General features: G+C 60.0%; 18 protein-coding genes. 6 read left to right on the top strand and 12 right to left on the bottom strand.

The annotated features are described in order from the left end of the window. Positions 1–2: 2 nt before the first annotated feature. The 5 genes from V8G57_RS16225 to V8G57_RS16245 all read right to left on the bottom strand — a co-directional run bounded on the left by V8G57_RS16225 (position 3) and on the right by V8G57_RS16245 (position 6,253). The gene (locus V8G57_RS16225) at positions 3–1,772 is read right to left on the bottom strand and encodes a T6SS phospholipase effector Tle1-like catalytic domain-containing protein (RefSeq protein ID WP_342830245.1); all 1,770 of its coding nucleotides are present in this window, start codon (positions 1,770–1,772) and stop codon (positions 3–5) included. 1 nt (position 1,773) lies between these two features. Continuing rightward, the gene (locus tag V8G57_RS16230) at positions 1,774–2,316 is read right to left on the bottom strand and encodes a DUF3304 domain-containing protein (RefSeq protein WP_342830246.1); all 543 of its coding nucleotides are present in this window, start codon (positions 2,314–2,316) and stop codon (positions 1,774–1,776) included. A gap of 104 nt (positions 2,317–2,420) precedes the next feature. Continuing rightward, positions 2,421–2,969, bottom strand: coding sequence for a DUF3304 domain-containing protein (locus V8G57_RS16235; protein WP_342830247.1), 549 nt, complete (start codon positions 2,967–2,969; stop codon positions 2,421–2,423). A gap of 15 nt (positions 2,970–2,984) precedes the next feature. After that, on the bottom strand, positions 2,985–3,770 hold the full coding sequence (locus V8G57_RS16240; protein ID WP_342830248.1) for a DUF4123 domain-containing protein: 786 nt from the start codon (positions 3,768–3,770) through the stop codon (positions 2,985–2,987). Continuing rightward, complete coding sequence (locus V8G57_RS16245) at positions 3,767–6,253, bottom strand: type VI secretion system Vgr family protein (protein WP_342830249.1); 2,487 nt, start codon at positions 6,251–6,253, stop codon at positions 3,767–3,769. The genes V8G57_RS16240 and V8G57_RS16245 overlap by 4 nt, the downstream gene beginning before the upstream one ends. Before the next feature lie 607 nt (positions 6,254–6,860). Between V8G57_RS16245 and V8G57_RS16250 the strand changes: the two genes are divergently transcribed. From V8G57_RS16250 to V8G57_RS16260, 3 genes are read left to right on the top strand one after another with little or no spacing between them, the layout of a single operon-like run. Beyond that, positions 6,861–8,147: an MFS transporter gene (locus V8G57_RS16250; protein WP_092393097.1), complete on the top strand. Its 1,287-nt coding sequence runs from the start codon at positions 6,861–6,863 to the stop codon at positions 8,145–8,147. Between the two features lie 58 nt (positions 8,148–8,205). Next, complete coding sequence (locus V8G57_RS16255) at positions 8,206–8,892, top strand: DUF2848 domain-containing protein (RefSeq protein ID WP_342830250.1); 687 nt, start codon at positions 8,206–8,208, stop codon at positions 8,890–8,892. Between the two features lie 32 nt (positions 8,893–8,924). Then, positions 8,925–10,283 (top strand): amidase, encoded by a 1,359-nt coding sequence (locus V8G57_RS16260; protein ID WP_342830251.1) that lies wholly within the window; start codon positions 8,925–8,927, stop codon positions 10,281–10,283. Positions 10,284–10,370: 87 nt separating this feature from the next. Here the strand turns inward: V8G57_RS16260 and V8G57_RS16265 are convergent, their stop codons facing one another. From V8G57_RS16265 to V8G57_RS16280, 4 genes are all read right to left on the bottom strand, one after another. Beyond that, entirely contained in the window at positions 10,371–11,183 is an 813-nt protein-coding gene (locus tag V8G57_RS16265; protein WP_254784884.1) for a DUF1223 domain-containing protein, read from the bottom strand. Between the two features lie 83 nt (positions 11,184–11,266). After that, positions 11,267–12,076, bottom strand: a complete 810-nt coding sequence (locus V8G57_RS16270) for an SDR family oxidoreductase (protein ID WP_342830252.1) — start codon at positions 12,074–12,076, stop codon at positions 11,267–11,269. Then, complete coding sequence (locus tag V8G57_RS16275; protein ID WP_371326544.1) at positions 12,073–12,402, bottom strand: 4a-hydroxytetrahydrobiopterin dehydratase; 330 nt, start codon at positions 12,400–12,402, stop codon at positions 12,073–12,075. Before V8G57_RS16275 ends, V8G57_RS16270 begins: the two co-directional genes overlap by 4 nt. Before the next feature lie 46 nt (positions 12,403–12,448). Further along, positions 12,449–13,447, bottom strand: a complete 999-nt coding sequence (locus V8G57_RS16280; protein ID WP_342830253.1) for an alpha/beta hydrolase family protein — start codon at positions 13,445–13,447, stop codon at positions 12,449–12,451. 275 nt (positions 13,448–13,722) lie between these two features. Between V8G57_RS16280 and V8G57_RS16285 the strand changes: the two genes are divergently transcribed. After that, positions 13,723–13,977, top strand: coding sequence for a hypothetical protein (locus V8G57_RS16285; RefSeq protein ID WP_092393077.1), 255 nt, complete (start codon positions 13,723–13,725; stop codon positions 13,975–13,977). A gap of 75 nt (positions 13,978–14,052) precedes the next feature. After that, complete coding sequence (locus V8G57_RS16290) at positions 14,053–14,592, top strand: NADPH-dependent FMN reductase (RefSeq protein ID WP_092393074.1); 540 nt, start codon at positions 14,053–14,055, stop codon at positions 14,590–14,592. A 1-nt stretch (position 14,593) separates the two neighbouring features. On the opposite strand, the gene V8G57_RS16295 is transcribed toward V8G57_RS16290, so the two are convergent. Further along, positions 14,594–14,950 (bottom strand): DUF1304 domain-containing protein, encoded by a 357-nt coding sequence (locus V8G57_RS16295; protein WP_092393071.1) that lies wholly within the window; start codon positions 14,948–14,950, stop codon positions 14,594–14,596. A gap of 80 nt (positions 14,951–15,030) precedes the next feature. After that, the gene (locus V8G57_RS16300; RefSeq protein ID WP_092393068.1) at positions 15,031–15,681 is read right to left on the bottom strand and encodes a glutathione S-transferase family protein; all 651 of its coding nucleotides are present in this window, start codon (positions 15,679–15,681) and stop codon (positions 15,031–15,033) included. A 367-nt stretch (positions 15,682–16,048) separates the two neighbouring features. Here V8G57_RS16300 and V8G57_RS16305 point away from each other — a divergent pair, with 367 nt between their 5' ends. After that, complete coding sequence (locus V8G57_RS16305; RefSeq protein WP_342830254.1) at positions 16,049–16,450, top strand: hypothetical protein; 402 nt, start codon at positions 16,049–16,051, stop codon at positions 16,448–16,450. An 11-nt stretch (positions 16,451–16,461) separates the two neighbouring features. Here the strand turns inward: V8G57_RS16305 and V8G57_RS16310 are convergent, their stop codons facing one another. Then, positions 16,462–16,677 (bottom strand): hypothetical protein, encoded by a 216-nt coding sequence (locus V8G57_RS16310; RefSeq protein WP_092393062.1) that lies wholly within the window; start codon positions 16,675–16,677, stop codon positions 16,462–16,464. Positions 16,678–16,715 lie beyond the last annotated feature (38 nt).

Raw genomic sequence — 16,715 nt, forward strand, 5'->3', positions numbered from 1 at the left:
TGTCAAGCACGGCGCGCTTCGGGAGCTACATGCATGGAATTTTCCCGTGTCCGATTGCCGAGATAGACGGCCCGATAGCGCAGGTAGCCTTCAAACTCAACCTGCTTGCGCAAAAATTCGCCGCCTAATTTTTCGATGAAACCGGCATAGGAATCATGCACCATCTCATCGTAAAATGCGCCCACCTCAGGAGGCACTTTGATCGTCTGGATCACGTTATAAATTTCAGTGACATTTTTATTATAGTTATGCCGCGCAGACCGGTCCTCTGGATCAATAATGGGAAGATATCGAGATACCAGCTCGATCTGCTTGGCGAACACTTCTTGCCCCTTTCGATAATAGAACAGACTATTTCGCTCTTTCATATTGCCCAAATTGTCGCGGTATTTAATGATTCCAGCTGCCTGTGCATACCTCACGCTATACAGGCGCTCAAAACCTTCAGCCGTATTTACCATGTGGCGCCAGGCCAAATACATCAAGCCGTGCGCACGTAATTGCCGATCAATGGGGAGATCCTTGACGATGCGGCAGTTGGTGAAATAGCCGGCTACCGTCTTGCGGACTTCGGGATCCAGCGCGAATTGTGCAATCAATGGATTCTCGTCAGTCTCGGACTCCGGCGTCACGTCTAGCCACGGCTGACCGGCGGAATGATATTCGCAGGCTTTTCTTGCGGCCTGATACATATCGTTGAGTGGGAGTTGCGACAGCTTTTTGCTATCGTCCGGGATCGGCACGCCATCAACGATTCGTACCGCCTTGCCTTGAGCGCCGGGGGCATAGCCGCCGCCGACATCGGCATGTGCGCCGGGATAATAATGTTCGTAACATTTTGGCGGCAAGACATCGCCTTGACATATGCTATCGAGGGGGAAGACAGTGCGAAACTCATGCAAGGCCACGTAATGAACGCAGTTCCTGACCTCCGGATGAATGCGCAAATTCTCTGCCGTAGCCCAGTCCCAATGCCCCTCACCATTGTTTGCATTGGTAACGCCCACCGACGCAACCGTATCCATGAGGCCCAGCATACGGACATAGGCGGGAATGCCAAACAGTTTACCGTCAATCAGGAAATATTGATGCAGCCAATTGGTGAACACGCGTGCCTGGGCTGCGCCACGGGAAAATCCGAATACATCGAGATAAATTCCTGCCAGACGCGGCAAGGTCTTCGGCGCCTTGAGTTGGATACTCAACTTGAGGGCACATTGTTTCAAGAAGTCCTCTCGCGTCTTTTCGTAATCGACCAGACCGGATTTCAAGCCGAGCGCTTTGAGTATCTTGTCTTCCTCGGATGGAATGGGTACTGGCCATTCGCTCCGATTTTCAGACTTTACCCAGTAGTTGGTGCACAAGGTTTTCATTTGCTCTATTTTGAACATCGGCTTAGTATTTTTTACGAAGCTATGCACTGAATTCAATACCTCCAACAAGCCCCATATAATTCGTGACTGGCCACCTTTGCCAGCAGCAGCCTCCCGGACATCCTCACCATTAGTGCCAAATTTCTCAGGAGAGGCTGTACCAACACCCTCAATATAAACAGAAAAAAAACCTTCTAACGGATGATGACGATATGCGTCAGACAAGCGTGCGATATTACTCTGAGCCAAGGCCTCAATATCTCGCTCTTTGTTATTATCAGTGCCATCAAAGAAAATGCCGATGTTCAAATTGAAGTCACAATACGTGCCGCATTCGAGCGGCAAAGCGGGTGGGCAGGTTACCTGAGCAGGCTCAAGGCAGGATTTTGCATTGGCCATGTCATTTACCCTTTGTTGGTTCTGGTTTTTCATCGGCAAGTGGAACATAGTCGGGGGCAAGGCCACGCGGATAAGGTGGCCCTGGATAGTTCGAGCTTCCTACGCCTTCGTCCGCAAACCAAATCTCGACTCGATGTCCCGGTAAAAAATGAACTACCATGCCATAACTTTTTCCCATTGAAACCGCAAAATTCACTGGTACAGTAGTTTCGTGCCAGCGCTCTTCTTTGAAGTTCGTTCGATAGGTTTTCCATCTCACCGTCATCATCAGAGGCATGCTTGGCTTATCTGGTAGATTCAGGCAGCACGAATTACCGCTGCTTCCCCAGCCATCGTACTGATGACCACTTCGCCTACCATTGACATAAAATTCTGAAATGCCGATCCCTTTTCCATAATGCACGACTGACGATATTGAGACTGGAGTCTGTCCCTCCGGCGCCATGCCGTTGACGCCCCTAGCAGCGCAGCCGCTCAAAAGGACGGCTATGAGCGTCGGCAACAACCAACGCAATAATGCAAATTTAAAGAAACTATTCGTCATCTGATTTCCCTTAAAAAATGTCAGTGTTCAAATTGAAGTCGCAATGTTTTCCGCAATCCATCGGCAACACACATGGACAGGCTCGATACAGGACGTTGCATCCGTCATGTTGATTTTTTCTTGGTCGGCTGAGGTTTTTCATCGGGTAGTGGCACATAATCAGGAGCCGGACCACTTGGATAAGCTGGACCTTGGTATTTTGGATTGCCCGGCCCATATTTTGCCGATGACCATACTTCAACTCGATGCCCAGGAAAAAAATGGATATATAAATAACCCACTTCATTCTCTGAAAAATGTACTGGTACGGTAGCCTCATGCCAGCGCTCTTCTTTAAAATTCGTGCGATAGGTTTTCCATTTCACCGTCACCATCAGAGGCAAGCTTGGTTTCTCAGGCAAACCTAGGCAACACACCGTCGAGCCTCCACCACCCCACCCGTTATATTGGACACCGCCCCATTTGCCATTGACATAAAATTCGGAGACACCGATCCCCTTGCCATAGTGAGTAACTGATGAAAGAGAAGTTACCGTCTGACCTTCCGGCGCTAAGCCACTAACACCTCTAGCAACACAGCCGCCCAACAGCACGGCCAAGAACGTCAGAAACAACCAACGCAATGAAAGGGATCTAATGTGGTTATTCTTCATGTGGATATCCTCGGATCACGAATCTGAAATATCTTGCGGCCCGGCATGCGCAAGAAACGACACCCAATCCCTTTCCTGCAATGCCTGACCTTTCGAGCTGAATACTTTGCGAGCGAAACTCAATAAAACCTCCTGGTTATCGGACCCGCTTTCTTGCCATATCGCGACACACTCGCACGCCAGACGCCAATCGTCATACAAATGGCCTTCCTTGACGTGCTTCGTAGATTTCAACTGATCAAGCAGCATATCGGGCTCGGCGCCGATGGCAAAAGTCGCCATTTGTTCGCCGCTCAGCGCAAACTGCTTGTCTTCCGGGATCAGGCTGGCGCGATCTTCCGGCAGCATCAGGACGACTTCCTCGCCGCGCCGGTCAAGCGTGCTCCATTGCTCTATCGGTCCGGTCATCTCGCCCCATTGCTGCGGCGTCATGATGGCGGGCAGATGCACCAAGACTCGCGCGTCCGCGAAGCGTAGTCCCAGCAGTACGGCATCCTGGTCGTAGAAACACGTGAACCGTTGCAGATGGCCGGCCAGGGCGGCGAGGTCGGCTTGGCTTTGCAGCGTGGAGCAATGCAGCCGCCCGGGGAAACCGTCAAGTATTGCGTCAACCGCAGATTTGGCTTCCGCTCCCGCTGCCTCCACGAGCGCCATGTCTATCAGTATCGGTCCGGCCAGGCAGCGTTTCTCGGTGGGCAGCAGCGGCGCGCACCAGTTGACGGCGGGGTCCGTAAACAACGGGTGATTGCAAATTGCGTCATACACCAAGGCGCCATCGATCAGGGAATAATGGCGCATCATGTTAACCGCGCAATCAGCGTGGCCTGCCTGCCCGCCTTAAACATGCACGGCAGACACACATCTTTTGGCAAGACAGGCATAGCCGCCGACCTGCTCTGCGGCGGGAAGGTGCCGTGGCTGATCGCATGATGCTCCACCACGCCCGGCGTGAACCAGCGGTGGCCGTCCGGCTGGATGGTGTATTCGGTGCCGCCCACATTGAAGCTGATGCCCTTCTTGGCCTTGAAGCGCAGCCAGTCTTCCGCGCTGATCATCTCGATCACTTTGCGGGCGACGAGGCTGATGGCGTTGTCATGCGCTTCGATTGCCACTTTGCCCCGTCCGGCGATATGGCTGATGTCGCCCTGGCTGGCAAACAGGCTGATCTGTTGCTTGACGCTGGCAGCCAGGTTGTTGCCTGCCGCCAGGTTGGTGTCCTGGCCGCTGGACACGGTCAGGTGGTCGCCGCTGTGCAGATGCGTGCTGCTCGGCGTGGCCAGGCCGATGCCGGCCGGAGATGCCGCCAGCAAGATGGGTTGCCGGAAACGGTTGGCCTGTTCCTGGCCTTGCCCGGCATATTGCTCCTGGGTGGCGTCGATGAATTGTTCGAGCGCATCTTGCGCTGCCAGGGCGGGCGCGCCGACTTTGGCAGCCGCGTCCGACAAGGTTTTGGTCAGGCGCCGGGCTGTCGTCAGCTGCTGGTGTGCTTCCCGCACATCCAGCTGGGAGCCGGTGGCGCCGGGCCGGCCGAAGGTGCTCAGGTAGAGGCCCTGGCCGGCGACGACGGCGCCGTATGCATTGGTGTTCAGCGCAAAGCCGCTGCCGTAGAATGCCTGGCGGGTATTGCCTTGCTGGCTGACCAGATAGCCGAGGTTGAGCTGGGCGTGGGTATTTGTGCTGTACAGCTGCAGGCGGTTCTGCCGGGTATTGTCGTCCATCACCAGCTGGTTGTATCCCTTCCCCATATGCTCCTTGGACTTATATCCAGACAATTTGCCGTCGGTATGCCAGTGCGGCGCTTGGTCGCCGTTATAGAGACGGCCGGTGATGACCGGACGGTCCGCATCGCCGTCCAGAAACGTGACGATCACCTCCATGTTGATGCGTGGGGTATAGACGCCGCCGTAATTGTTGCCCGCGTTTGGATAGCTGACGCGCACCCAGCAAGAGGCGACGCCGTTCGCCCACACGAACTTCACCTTGACCCGGTTGAGCGCGTCGGTAAATATCTCCTCCCCTTCCGGCCCTGTCACAACCGCGGTCTGGGTATGCATGACGGGTTTGTGATGCTCCCTTGGACTGCGATATTCGAGGCTGCGGCGCTGCACTTCGATTCGGTTGATGCAAAATCCGCTGTTGGCAGCGGCCTGGCCGGCGCTGGCGCGTTCCTTGATGGCGGCGAGCTGTTCCCGCAAGCTGCCGGGCACGTCGTCCGCCGTGCCAGACAAGGGCAGGTTGTTTTCGACATACCAATGCAGGCCGATGACGATGAATTGCCGCTGCTCGTCTGTGCCCTCGGCATGGTCGGCATGGCCTTCGAAACTGAAATACGAACCGACCGCCATGCGCCGCACCGCAGACCAGGCGAAATAACGCTTGGCTTGCGACTCCCAACCCTCGACCGTGTTCTGCGCCTGCAGATCGCCCTGTGCCCGCTGGCCATAGGTATACGCGCCGGTGTATTCGTAGACTTCCAGCTGCTCGGGAATGTTGCCGTGTTCCGGCGTGATCCGCCTGGCGGTGCCTTTGGCCTGGCGCGGCACCTTGTAGTCAGTCGTGACCGTTTCCAGCTTGCGACTGCGCAGCTGGCGCTCGCCGCTCCATTCGGTGATCTTGTCGGCCTCGTCCCGGCAGCCGGCCCGGTGAAAACGGACGGCGGCAGGATCCAGGGCAGGCAAGCTGCGCGCCGAATCGGTGATGACCAGCAAGTGGTCCTTGCCGTCCTCTTGCTGCTCGTGATAACAGTACCAGCCCTCTTCTTCCATCAGCCTCATCGCAAAATGCCAGTCGGTCTCGTACTGGGTGCAATACGAGCGCGCCGCGGGCGGGCGGCTGAGCTTGAAACGGTAACGGCCATGGCCCTGGGGATGGCGGTTAAATACCTCGGAGAGGATGTCGGTGGCGTCCCGGTCTTGCCAGATGCGGCTGTCTTTGCGGTACTTGAGGAAATGCAGCCAGCAACGGAAGGTCAATTGATACGTCGTCAGCAGGCCGTCGCAGCCGAGCTTGCGGGCGCGCTGCACATAGCCGTGGACCGGCAGGTAGCTGCGCTGGTCGGCTTGCTGCAGCCAGAGTGTGACTGGCTGGGCAATCAATTGCTTGAGGGGGATGTTGCGGTCCAGGGACAAGGCATCAACGGTATATTCATAACCACGCCCCAAACGGTCTTCGGCAACCAGGCGCTGCGGCAGCAGTACGTCTTGTCCCAGCAGGGTTTCGAGTTTCAGGAGGCGGCTGTGCTGGCCCAGGCCCTTGTGCCACGAGGAGATGAACTCTTGCGTCATTGTCGTCCTTGTTTTTTTGTCTGTTGCTGAAACCGCCCGCTCTCCATATCGGACTACGCCAGCGGGGCTGCGCCGGTGCGCGGCTCGCACTTGATTGAAGTGCGAGGGATTGTGGCACAAGGAAATAATATTGACAAACTAACATCTAATTACAATCAAGAAACTGTTATGAAAAATAACAGACTCGGAGGTTTCCGCTTGCCCGGCCGCGCCCATCTACCGGTTTGTTGCGCCACGTTGCTCCATACGGCCAGACAAGAGCCGCTGCCTGAAAACCGGTTCAATACGGCATCGGGAGCCAGCATCGCAAAAGCAATAAAGCATTGCTTAAAACATCGCCAGCCTGTTTTTAAGAAAAACCATAAAGCACAGCCGCAGTGCACAGCGCGGCCAAAATGCGGCAAACGCCAAATGCAGCGCCCCACTTTTGCTCATAAGATTTTCCATTCAATTGCGCTGACAATTTCTTGTTGGACAGCCGCCAGGCCGGTACGCATACTCGACGCATCCGGTAGCCGGTCCTGGCCGCCGGTGACGGACGTCAAAGAAACGCCGCGCCATCCTTCGCCAGCCACGGCGGAGCACATTCATTTCGGGATGACATCACATGCGCAACAACCTCAACCTGGCGCCGGACGCGCTGGAAGCGACCTACAAGAAAATCGCCTGGCGGCTGATTCCGTTCCTGGTATTCCTGTTCGTGCTGGCCTGGATAGACCGCGTCAACGTCGGTTTCGCCAAGCTGCAGATGCTGCAGGACCTGCAGTTCAGCGAAGCGATCTACGGCCTCGGCGCCGGCATCTTTTTCATCGGTTATTTCCTGTTCGAGGTGCCGAGCAACCTGCTGCTGGAAAAGATCGGCGCCCGCAAGACGCTGGCGCGCATCACCATCCTCTGGGGCCTGACTTCGATGGCCATGGTGTACGTCAAGACGCCGGCCATGTTTTATGTCATCCGCTTTTTCCTGGGCGTGTTCGAGGCTGGCTTTTTCCCCGGCGTGGTACTGTATCTGACCTATTGGTTCCCGGCCGCCAAGCGGGCCCGCGTCAACGGCCTGTTCATGACTTCGTTCGCCATCGCCGGCGTGGTCGGCGGGCCGATCGCCGGGTTCATCATGAGCGCCATGGATGGCGTCGGCCATTACGCCAACTGGCAATGGCTGTTCTTGCTGGAAGGCATACCGTCGGTGCTGGCCGGCATCATGGTGCTGCTGTACCTGCCGGAAAAGCCGGTCAACGCCGGCTGGCTGAGCCCGGCTCAACAGCAGGCAGTGAGCGGCGCGCTGGCGGCCGAAAACCACGACAACAAACATGCTTCCCTGCGCGACGCCTGCCGCAACTACCGGGTCTGGATCTGCGCCGCGGTGTATTTCTGCGTGGTCAGCGGCAATGCCACGATCGCTTTCTGGTCGCCGTCGATCATCAAGGAAATCGGCATCGTCGGCAACCTGCAGATCGGCCTGATCTCCGCCATTCCATTCCTCGCCGGCACCATCGCCATGATCTGGAACGGCATCCATTCCGACCGCAGCGGTGAACGGCGCCTGCACTGCGCGCTGGCGACGCTGGTGGCCAGCATCGGCCTGATACTGACCGGTTTCTTCATCGGCAGCGCGGTGCTGGCGCTGTGTGCGCTGACGCTGGCGGCTATCGGCATCCTGGCGGCGTTCCCGGTGTTCTGGTCGATCCCGGCTGCGTTCCTGACCGGCACCGCGGCCGCCGGCGGCATCGCGCTGATCAATTCGATCGGCAACCTGGCCGGCTTCGCCGCGCCCTACCTGATCGGCTCGCTGAAAACCTCTACCGGCAGCGTCGCTTCCGGTTTGTACTTCGTCGCCGCGCTGGAATTCTGCGCAACGATCCTGGTCTTGCTGTTCATCAAAAAAGTTCGCTGATTTTCTAACTGGCGCCGGCTTTCCTGCCGGCTGCCTTCTTTAAAGCTGGAACCATCTCATGCACATCTCATTTCAAGTCGACAGCGCGCAAGGCGCGCGCCAGCTCGACACCGATATCCATACCCTGATCGTCGCCGGCTGGGCCGGGCGCGACCATGCCGCCATCGAACACCACATAGAGGAACTGGCTGCGCTCGGCATCTCGCGCCCAAGCGCGGTGCCGCTGTATTACCGCGTCGCCATCAACCAGCTGACCCAGGCGGAACAGGTGCAGGTGGTCGGCCCGGATTCCTCGGGCGAAGTGGAAACCTTTGTCTTTGCCGCCGGCGGCGAGCTGTATGTCAGCATCGCTTCCGACCATACCGACCGCAAGCTGGAAGCGCACAGCGTGGCGCTGTCGAAACAGGCGTGCGTCAAGCCGGTCGCCTGCAGTGCCTGGCGCCTGGCCGAGGTCGCCGATCATTGGGATGAACTGGTGATCCGTTCCTACATCGAAGAAAACGGCGAGCAGCTGCTATACCAGGAAGGCACGCTGGCTTCGCTGCGCACGCCGCAGGACCTGATCGCCGGTTATACCAACGGCGCCGCCGTGCTGCCCGCCGGCAGCGGCATGACCTGCGGCACCGTCGCCGCGATCGGCGGCATCCGCCCGGCCCGGTCATTTACAATGGAGCTGTTCGATCCGCGCCGGCAGCGCACCTTGCGCCATCGCTACCAGGTAGAAGTCCTGCCGGAAGTTGCCTGAACATCGGATTCCACACCATTTCACGAGGCCGCATGATTACCACGCTACCTACCCTGCAATCCCTGTCCGCGGCGCTAAGCCAGAATGCCGTCAGTTCGGCCGACCTCACCGAAGCCGCGCTGCAGCGCGCGCTGCAGCCGTCCGGCGAAGGCCGCCGAGTGTTTACCGAACTCTATGCGACGGCGGCGCGGGCGGCGGCGCAAGCCTCCGACCTGCTGCGCGCCAGCGGCCAGGCACGCTCGCCGATCGACGGTGTGCCGATTTCGGTGAAAGACCTGTTCGATGTCGCCGGCAGCGCCACGCTGGCCGGTTCGGTGGCGCTGCGCGACGCTGCGCCGGCCAGCGTCAGCGCACTGGCGGTGCAGCGCCTGGCGGCGGCCGGCGCCGTCATCATCGGCCGCACCAACATGACCGAATTCGCCTATTCCGGCCTCGGCATCAATCCGCACTACGGCACGCCGCGCAATCCCTGGGACAGAGACGTCGGCCGCATACCGGGCGGCTCCTCGTCGGGCGCCGCGGTGTCGGTCAGCGACGCCATGGCGGCCGCCGCCATCGGTTCCGACACTGGCGGCTCGGTGCGCATCCCGGCCGCGCTGTGCGGGCTGACCGGCTTCAAGCCGACTGCGCGCCGGGTCTCGCTGCAAGGCGTACTGCCGCTGTCGACACAGCTCGATTCGATCGGCCCCATCGCCAACAGCGTCGCCTGCTGCGCCACCCTCGATGCAATCATGGCCGGTGAACCGCTGCTGCCGTTGCGTCCTTATTCGCTGCGCGGCCTGCGCCTGGCGCTGCCGACCACGCTGGTGCTGGACGGCATGGCCCAGCAGGTTGCGGCGGCGTTTGCCAATGCGCGCCGGCGGCTGCAGGCAGCGGGTGCGCTGATCGCGGAAATCGAGATACCCGAATTAGCGGCGCTGGGTGCAATCAACGCCAAGGGCGGTTTTACCGGCGCCGAGGCTTATGCCTGGCATCGCGCGCTGATCGCCGAGCGCGCCGCTGCCTATGACCCGCGGGTGATTTCGCGCATCTTGCGCGGCAAGGAGATCAGCGCGGCTGACCTGATCGACCTGTTCGCGGCGCGCAAGCAATGGATCGCGGCGGTCGAATCCAGGATCGCGGGCTACGATGCGCTGCTGCTGCCGACCGTGCCAATCGTGGCGCCGCTGATTGCCGAACTGGAAGCCAGCGACGAGGCGTATTTCGCTGCTAACGGCTTGATCTTGCGCAATCCGTCGGTGATCAATTTTCTTGACGGCTGCGCGCTGTCGCTGCCTTGCCATGCGGCGGGCACTGCGCCGGTGGGGTTGATGCTGGCCGGCGCCGGCGGCAGCGACCGCAAGATCCTGGAAATCGGGCTGGCGGTGGAGGCTGCGCTGGCGGCTGACTGATACCGGCTGCATGCTGCCAAACAAAAAGCCGGATCAAGCAATTGATCCGGCTTTTTTTGTCGGGCCTGGCCGTCGCTCAGCGAGCGATCAGTGATCGACCGCCAGCCTGGCTACCTGCAATACTTCCCCGCTGTTCGCATTCTGGACAAAAGCGACGATGCCGAAATTGTCAGCGCGGAGATCCGTGCCGATGCTGTCGAGCGCAAGCTTCTGATTGATCTGCACCATGCCATCCTTCAATGCAAACGGACCGAGCCAGCGCCGCACGACATAGTCGTGATGCAGCGTCACGCCGTCGTTCTCGCCTGCCGCCACTTTCGATACCAGCTTGTTTTCGTAGACCGCGATGTAAGCGTCATGGCTGTCCTTGGAAGGCTGGCGCAGCTTGACCCTGGCCGACAGGTCGAAGCTGCGCGCCGCCGTGCCTGACAGCTTGATGGCGATATCGGCCGGCGACGGCTGCTGCGCGATTTTTGCGGTCGCAGCGTCAAAAGCCTTGCTCGCGCTCCACTGTCGCAACTCGCGGCCGCCGACGAAAATTTCCGGCGTGTACACCACGCGGCTGCCGGTGAATGCCGCCAGCTCCTGCTGCCGCACGGTGAAGCGATGGTCGCCGAATCTGTCCTTCCAGCCAAGGTTATCCCAATAATCGACATGCAGCGCCAGCGGCACGATGCGCTCGGTTCCGGCCTGGCTTGGCCCGGCTTGCGCGCCTTGCCTGGACAGCCACTGGTCGGCCGGCGGGCAACTGCTGCAGCCTTCGCTGGAATACAGCTCGACCAGCGCCACCCGGTTGGGCGGGCTCTGTGCGCTGTAGTCCTGCGCCTGGGCGGCGGCGGAAATGCCGAGCGCAAGCGCGGCTACGGCAATCTTCTTTGCAACATTGATAAGGTCTGGCACGTGGCTCTCCTGGCTGGTCGTCTGCTGCTTGGTCGTTCCGGCTCGCGCTTTCCTTACACACCAGCACCAACGCAGGCCAAGCGCTACGGCGCCCGGTACAAATTGATCACGTCGCGCTCGACCCGCACCAGGTTTTGTCCGGCGTCCACCACGAACTCGGCACCGTTGAACGACGGCCTCGCCAGCAACAGGATGGCGTCGGCAATTTCAGTGATCGGCGCGATATACCCGAGCGGTGTCGAACGTGAGGAAGAATATTCGAAATCGGCCTGGCTCTGGTCGCCGCTGGTCGCCATCAGGCCGGGATACAGGGCATTGACGCGCAATACCGGCGCCGCCGACATCGCCAGCATCGCCGTCAGGTTGCCCAGGGCGGCTTTCGCCACGGTATAGCTGAAATCCTCGGGATGGAAATTGGCGCGCACCTTCTGGTCCACCACATTGACCACCACGCCTTGCTGGGCGCGTTGCCTGGCTTGCCGGTGAAATGCCTGGGTCAGCAGCAACGGCGCACGGCAGTTCACTTGCCATGACCGCTCCAGGTCCCGCAGCGCAAAATCGGCCAGCGTATCGGGAAAAAATACGGCGGCGCAGTTGACCAGCACGTCGAGCCGTCCGAACCTGGCGTAGACCGAGTCCATCATTGCCGTCAGCTGCTCCGGCGCCTGCAGGTCGGCCTGCAGGGCGATGGCGCTGCCGCCGCCGGCCTCGATGGCTTGCACCGTAGCGAGCGCTTCCTGCTGCGAACTGCCGTAATGCACCACCACCGCATAACCGGCTTGCGCAAACCGTTCGGCGATCCCGCGCCCGACCCGCTTGGCGGCGCCGGTAATGAGCACGACGGCGGGCGCCGCCGTGCCGGCCTTGGGCGGCCGGCTGGCGTGCTTGTTCAATTTTTGACGGCAGCGTGACGGTCCATGAACTGCGCTAGCCGCAGATCGAGATCGGTCACGCCGTTGGCGTCATGGGTAGTCAGCAGCACCTCTACGCGGTTATAGACATTCGACCACTCCGGGTGATGGTCCATTTTTTCCGCCAGCAGCGCTACCTGGGTCATGAAACCGAAGGCAGCGTTGAAATCGGCAAACCGGAAAGTCTTTTGAATCGCATCGCGGCCGTCCGCCGCGGTCCAGGTGGCCAGGCTTTGGAGCGCCGCCGCGGCGCCGATATGAGTAGAACTTGGCATTGAAGTATCCGTTCGTGAAAACTTCAATTCTATAACCTGGAGCGCCGGAATGAGTAAAAGATGCCGTATCGAAGGCCAATCACTCGGATTTGGGCAGCTTGCGGTCGAAAAAATCGATGATTTCAGCATTCAGCCTGGCGTGCTCGGCAACCCGGTCAACGCCCGGCGCATCGACGCACAGGAATGGCATTGCCGTCTTCATTTCGTCGCTGCAGGGAGCAATGAACACATAATGGCCGCCGGCAAGTTCGCCGCGTTCCACGCTGGCCGGCAGCAGGCTCAGGAGATGGTCGGTATTCCAGCGGTTGCGCAAGACCTGGTCGTCGCTGGCCTTGTAGATGCGCAGCGGGATGGTCACGCCTGCCACGCCCTTGGCGTCGAACATGATGCTGAACGGCGCCATGGCCACCGCGGCGCGCACCCGGCTGTCGCTCGGCACGTTCCAGCCGGGACGCGTGCGCTGCAGCGCCGACTGGCCGCCGGCCGGGCATACTCCATGGTCGTCGGCATGGGCCGCGCAATAGGCGGTATATAAAGCGAAGTTGGGTTTGGCGCCCGCCATCACCATGGTGGTGTAGGCGCCGGCGGAGAATCCGGCCATGCCGATGCGCTTGGCGTCTATCGACGGCCCGAACCGCTTGTCAGCCAGGACTGCATCCAGCGCTGCCACCGCTTGCCATGGGCGCCCAATGATCTGCACATCCGTGAACCTGCCCTCCGGGCGGTCATAGCTGTCGCCCAAATGGCGCGGCGTCGCCACCACGTAGCCGTGGCTGGCCAGAGCTTCGGCCAGGTCGGCGTGCCCGAATTCGCTGCCGCCGCTGCCGTGCGAGAGGATGATCAGCGGATGCGTCCCGGCGGCGATGGCGGCGTTGCGCGTGGCATGGATCAGGCCGGAACCGGTCTGCCACTCGGTCGGCGGCGCTGCGGTCGGATACCAGACCGCGACCGGGATGTCGTACTCGCCGCCGGTGGCCAGGCTGACGATGCCGACATTCATCTGGCCGTCGCGGGCCGAGGCTTGCCCTGTCAACACTCCGCACATCAAGATCAATATCACCGCGCACAAGGAACGCATGTCATCTCCAGGTTAAACAGGAATCGAACCGGCTATCGCAGGCCGGGATAGCGGCGATTGTAGGGTACAGCCGGATTTTCCACCTGACCGGGATTGCTGATTTGCATCAGCGCGGTGGCCTATGCCGGGTTATCAAAAAGCCGGCATTTGATCTGCTTCCTTGAAAAACAGGCAATTCGACAGCCGGCGCCTTTTTCCCAGGTATTGTCAACCGAGCACCCAGCCCTTGGCGTTAACGATCTGCACAAGCACAATCATCTTCCAAAGGAATCGCCATGAAATCAAGCATCATCGCAGCAATGCTATGCACCGTTGCCCTGGTCGCCGCTACCGGCGCAGCCCAGGCAAAAGGCTGCCTGAAAGGCGCAGCCGTGGGCGCGGTGGCAGGCCACTACGCGGGCCATCACGCAGTGGTCGGCGCGGTTGGCGGCTGCGTCGTGGGACGCCACCTGGCCAACAAGAAAGCCGCTGATGAAGCAGCCGCCGCACACCAGGTTGCTCCCGCACCGCAAGCCGCGCCTGCAAAATAGGCAGGAACGCTGCGCCGGCGACGCCCGGAACGGATGTTGGCATAATGGCTGTCCTTGCAAAGATCCTCGGGCATCATGAAATTCCTGGCCATCTCGGGCAGCCTGCGCGCAGGCTCCCACAATTCCGCCCTGTTGCGCGCCATGGCACGCCTGGCGCCCGCCGGCATCAGCGTCGCGCTGTACAGCGGCCTGGGTGATTTACCCTTGTTCAATCCCGATATCGAAGCCAGCGACCCAGCCGCCGTGGCAGACTTGCGCGCCCGCATCGTGGCCGCCGACGCCTTGCTGATCGCCAGCCCGGAGTATGCGCACGGCATTACCGGCGCCATGAAGAATGCACTCGACTGGATGGTGGGTTGCGAAGCTTTTGTGCTCAAGCCGGTGGCATTGCTGAACGCCTCGCCCAGGGCGGTGCACGCCCAGGCGTCCTTGAAGGAAATCGTCACGATGATGTCGGCGCAGGTTGTCGAGCCGGCGTCGGTCACCGTCCCCATCCTCGGGTCACATCTCAGCGAAGACCAGATCGTCTGTCACCCAGGAATTTCCGCGACGCTGTGCGGCGCGCTGCTCGCCTTGCGGGCCGCCGTGCTGGCGGCCCGCTTGCCGTCTGAATGAGTCAGGCCAGCGTCAGCAAACCCAAAGCGACGATAGCCGGCACCGCCTGAATGTACAAGATCTTGCGGCTGACAGTGAGTGCGCCGAAGATGCCGGCGACGATCACGCAAGCCAGGAAAAAAATCTTGACCGCATACCCTGGTGCACCCAGGCACAACCCCCAGGCCAGGCCTGCAGCCAGGAAGCCGTTATACAAACCCTGGTTGGCGGCCAGCGCCTTGGACGCCGCGGCAAACTCGGGCGTCAGCCTGAACGTCTTGAGGCCGAACGGCTTATCCCACAAGAACATTTCGAGCACCAGGAAATAGACGTGCAGCAAGGCGACCAGGGCAATCAGCAGGTTGGTGACAGTATTCAATCCAGACTCCGTTTTTTTTGATGATGGAAGCCGCCGCCCCTGCTTTGGCAGGATGGCGGCAGGCGAGGTGAAATCCGCTTTCAGGCCTTGGCTGCGGCCAGGCTGGCGTGCTGCGCCGCCAGCTCAGCGTCGAGCGCCTTGACGCGCTGCGCCGCCGGGCGCGCATTGACCCGGTCGATATAAGCCTGTATCACCGGCGACATCGGCACCAGCTGGAAGGCTGTGGTCCAGGTCAGAGCGGTGCCCCACAGGACATCGGCGGCGCTGAATTTGTCGCCCAGGATATACGGTCCCTTGGCCAGCTGGTCGGTCAAGGTCTTGAGCATCGTATCGAAATCGCCGTAGGGGCACGTCGACGGCGCCACCGGCGGATGCTTTTGCGCGCGGTCGACCAGCGCCGGCTCGAAACAGGAACCGTAGTACACCATCCAGCGCAGGTACGGGCCGCGCAGCGGATCGTCCAGCGCCGGCGCCAGCCCGGCATCCTGGTACAGGTCGGCCAGGTACAGGAAAACCGCGACCTGTTCGGTAATCAGCGCTTCGCCATGGCGGATCGCAGGGACTTTGCCCATCGGATTGATTGCCAGGTATGCGGGATTGCGCTGCTCGCCCGCCTTCATGTTAAGCGCGTGCAGCTGGTAGTCGGCGCCCAGTTCCTCTAACAGGATACGGGCGCCCATGGAGCGGGTGTTCGGCGAATGGAAAAAAGTCACGCGGCGGTTCGGTGTCATGGCATCTCCTGATTTTTTTATGGCGCTCAGGGCATGTAATATATCTCAAGCATTGCCGACACATAATGAAACAACTAGATAATATTTTCCTCTTGCATTAGTCCAAACCCTCTACTCCGCCAGCGCCCGGTCAAGTTCTATTAATCTATTCACAAGACCTCCGCAGTCGCCGCAGGCGGCGCAGCGGTCACGGAAAACCAGGGGTTGTCATAGGGGAATCGAAGCGGCCGCCAGCCTGCGCCGGGATCGGCAAACCAGCCTGGCGCTGTAAGTCAAATGTGAAAAGTGTAAGCAAATGCACGGGACACATTTCTGAAATTCCCGCTTCGTACAATCGATCGCACTGAACAACTTCAGGAGCGCAAATATGAAACACCCTCTCAGCATCGCAGCGATCATCGCCGGCCGCTTTTCATCGTTCGCCAGTCCGCCGCCGAGGATCCAGGGCGGTCCCGACATCGTGCTCAGGAATGCCCCGCCGGCGCCCAAGAAAGAAGCCGAGCCGGTCGCGCGCGCCGGGCTGGTGTGGAGTCCTGGATTCTGGAATTACGTAGGCGGCTGGTATGTGTGGGAAGCCGGCCACTGGGAACTGGAACGCGACAACCAGCTTTACCTGAAGCCGGGCTGGCAGAAAGTGATACACGGCTGGCAGCTGCAGCGCGGCGAATGGCGCGTCACTTCGGTCAGCTTCATCAAGCAGAAAAATGCCGCGGCGGAGGCAGACGATGCTCCAGCGCCGCAATACGATCCGCTTGCTGCATTCCGTTGAAACAAGGTTGATTATCCGACCTGTTTTGCCAGCGCATCGCGGCGCAGCCGGCTGCGTTCCTGGCAGCGGAAACAGATCCAGCGCTTGGATTTGTTGCGCAACACGAAATCGCCTTCCGCCACCGCGACTTCACCCTGGTGATGCGAGCAGAATCGCTTGCCGGTAACGTTTGCCGTGGCCTGGGTCACCAGCGCCAGCCGGTCTTGTCGTTGCAGATATGCGGTCATTGCGGATTCTTCCTTGATTGCTGGTCCGGTTCAGGCCC

The organism is Collimonas rhizosphaerae, from assembly GCF_038896935.1.
GTDB classification, from domain to species: domain Bacteria; phylum Pseudomonadota; class Gammaproteobacteria; order Burkholderiales; family Burkholderiaceae_D; genus Collimonas; species Collimonas rhizosphaerae.

What these genes read in the sequence shown, in the direction of transcription:
- V8G57_RS16310 (WP_092393062.1), bottom strand. Translation starts at nt 16,677, where the DNA reads ATGACCGCATATCTGCAACGACAAGACCGGCTGGCGCTGGTGACCCAG.
- V8G57_RS16225 (WP_342830245.1), bottom strand. Translation starts at nt 1,772, where the DNA reads ATGGCCAATGCAAAATCCTGCCTTGAGCCTGCTCAGGTAACCTGCCCA.
- V8G57_RS16285 (WP_092393077.1), top strand. Translation starts at nt 13,723, where the DNA reads ATGAAATCAAGCATCATCGCAGCAATGCTATGCACCGTTGCCCTGGTC.
- V8G57_RS16230 (WP_342830246.1), bottom strand. Translation starts at nt 2,316, where the DNA reads ATGACGAATAGTTTCTTTAAATTTGCATTATTGCGTTGGTTGTTGCCG.
- V8G57_RS16300 (WP_092393068.1), bottom strand. Translation starts at nt 15,681, where the DNA reads ATGACACCGAACCGCCGCGTGACTTTTTTCCATTCGCCGAACACCCGC.
- V8G57_RS16240 (WP_342830248.1), bottom strand. Translation starts at nt 3,770, where the DNA reads ATGATGCGCCATTATTCCCTGATCGATGGCGCCTTGGTGTATGACGCA.
- V8G57_RS16245 (WP_342830249.1), bottom strand. Translation starts at nt 6,253, where the DNA reads ATGACGCAAGAGTTCATCTCCTCGTGGCACAAGGGCCTGGGCCAGCAC.
- V8G57_RS16250 (WP_092393097.1), top strand. Translation starts at nt 6,861, where the DNA reads ATGCGCAACAACCTCAACCTGGCGCCGGACGCGCTGGAAGCGACCTAC.
- V8G57_RS16280 (WP_342830253.1), bottom strand. Translation starts at nt 13,447, where the DNA reads ATGCGTTCCTTGTGCGCGGTGATATTGATCTTGATGTGCGGAGTGTTG.
- V8G57_RS16235 (WP_342830247.1), bottom strand. Translation starts at nt 2,969, where the DNA reads ATGAAGAATAACCACATTAGATCCCTTTCATTGCGTTGGTTGTTTCTG.
- V8G57_RS16255 (WP_342830250.1), top strand. Translation starts at nt 8,206, where the DNA reads ATGCACATCTCATTTCAAGTCGACAGCGCGCAAGGCGCGCGCCAGCTC.
- V8G57_RS16305 (WP_342830254.1), top strand. Translation starts at nt 16,049, where the DNA reads ATGAAACACCCTCTCAGCATCGCAGCGATCATCGCCGGCCGCTTTTCA.
- V8G57_RS16290 (WP_092393074.1), top strand. Translation starts at nt 14,053, where the DNA reads ATGAAATTCCTGGCCATCTCGGGCAGCCTGCGCGCAGGCTCCCACAAT.
- V8G57_RS16260 (WP_342830251.1), top strand. Translation starts at nt 8,925, where the DNA reads ATGATTACCACGCTACCTACCCTGCAATCCCTGTCCGCGGCGCTAAGC.